The sequence below is a fragment of the Microbacterium sp. Bi128 genome (genome assembly GCF_918698205.1).
The window spans coordinates 1-1,562 of the sequence record NZ_CAKKMM010001208.1 but is presented as its reverse complement, the minus strand read 5'-3'; the positions used below and the strand labels follow the sequence as shown (position 1 = coordinate 1,562).

Annotated in this window: 1 protein-coding gene and 1 pseudogene; one reads left to right on the top strand and one right to left on the bottom strand. The window is 58.5% G+C overall.

The annotated features are described in order from the left end of the window. A pseudogene (locus tag LQV45_RS31305) lies at positions 1 to 561 on the bottom strand (DUF3427 domain-containing protein); the annotation flags it as partial. 262 nt (positions 562 to 823) lie between these two features. On the opposite strand from LQV45_RS31305, the gene LQV45_RS31300 reads away from it, so the two are divergent. Then, positions 824 to 1,537: an inositol monophosphatase family protein gene (locus LQV45_RS31300; RefSeq protein ID WP_230011243.1), complete on the top strand. Its 714-nt coding sequence runs from the start codon at positions 824 to 826 to the stop codon at positions 1,535 to 1,537. Positions 1,538 to 1,562: the final 25 nt, after the last annotated feature.

Here is a 1,562-nt window from a genome sequence, read left to right as displayed (position 1 = left end):
CATGTAAGTCGTGGTGATGACGCGGAGTTTCGCGCCGCGCTCCTTGAGCTCCTCCAGCGCCGGATGGAGCAGGCGGAGGCCCGTCCAGCGGACGAAAGCGCACAGAAGGTCCACGGTGTTGGCGGACTCGATCTCGGTCCGGAGCTCGGCGGCGAGGTTGGGATCGTCCTTGCTGTTGGTGAGCAGGGCGGAGTCGCACAGCTTCGTGGTGGGACGGCGCAGGTTGCGCCGCTTGAGCGTGTCCGGACGGTGCAGCGACTGGAGCTGCGTGGGGCCATCGGCGATGCGATCCGTGTGGTGAAGCTCTTTGAGGAGCTTGTTTGCGAGGGCCACGCGTTCAGTGGGTTTGGCTGCTTCCAGGGCTTGGCGGACTGCATCGGCGACGTGGCGGGAAAGGACGTCTGGGCTATCGTCGTCCTCGATGTCCGCGAAGATCGGCTGAAGCGCAGCCGATCTGTCGAGCAAAATAGCAAGACCGTCCGTTTTAAGCCGTTCATACAAACCTTCATACAGCTCATCGGCTGTCTCTCCCCCACTGAAAATCAACAACCCAGCGATCATGTGGCGGTCATTCAGGAATTGACTCGTTCAGAGGGTGTTCCTCGATCCAGCGCTCACGTCGATCCCGCGAATGTGGGTTCCTTGAAATCTCGTGTTTCAATGCTTCAACAACCTCAATCATTGGAGTCAGATGATCGCTCCCGGCCAAACTTCACCTGACCTGCCAGGCCTGATGCGCGTACTCGCCGACTACGCGGGCTCTTGTGCCGACCAACTGAGGTCTATGGCATCTGGACCATCCTCCGTTACTCAACGCCGGCACATGTCCGAAGAAGAAAGCACTCACTGGCTTTCATCGGGCATAGAAGGAAGATCGCAGGGCCGGCTGAGGGATTTCTTCTATGCGCCGGTGCTACCCACGGCGGCGCCTCTGGCATCGTCAGCGGCGGATTACACCTGGGTGATGAACCCTGTAGACGGCGTAAGTAATTTACTTCACGGCATCGAACACGCTTCGGTTTCTTTTGCCTTGCTCTGGCGCGGCTTTCCCATCCTTGGTGTGATCGCCGACGTATTTGGGGGCAGGCAGTATATGGCGGCTCACGGCGAGGGTATATGGATTCAAGATGAGCGGCTGGGCTCCGAGCCGCAGCCTTTGCCAGCGTTACGGCAGGAGCATCTGTCGTCATCCATCTTGACCTTCGCCCTACCAGAAGACGCAGAGTACTCCGGTTCCGTTTTCCGCGCCGCCGCCAAGTTGTTTTCTAAGTGTCAGGACTTGCGGCACCAGGGCGTTCCGTCTCTAGACCTCGTCAACGTGGCCGCGGGTGCTACACAAGGGCATTTTCAGCGTGGCATTAGTACGGCATTGTTAGCTCCGGCGGCGGTGATCCTGCGAGAAGCAGGAGTTCAACTCACGGACTGGTCAGGAGAATCCCTGGTCTTTCCTTTTGAATCAGGGCGACTTGATGTGGCCGCGGGACGGGACCCAGTAGTTCGTGAAATGCTCGATGTTCTCGTGAAGATTAGGACCTGACGTTCTTTGAGGAGTTGACTAACGG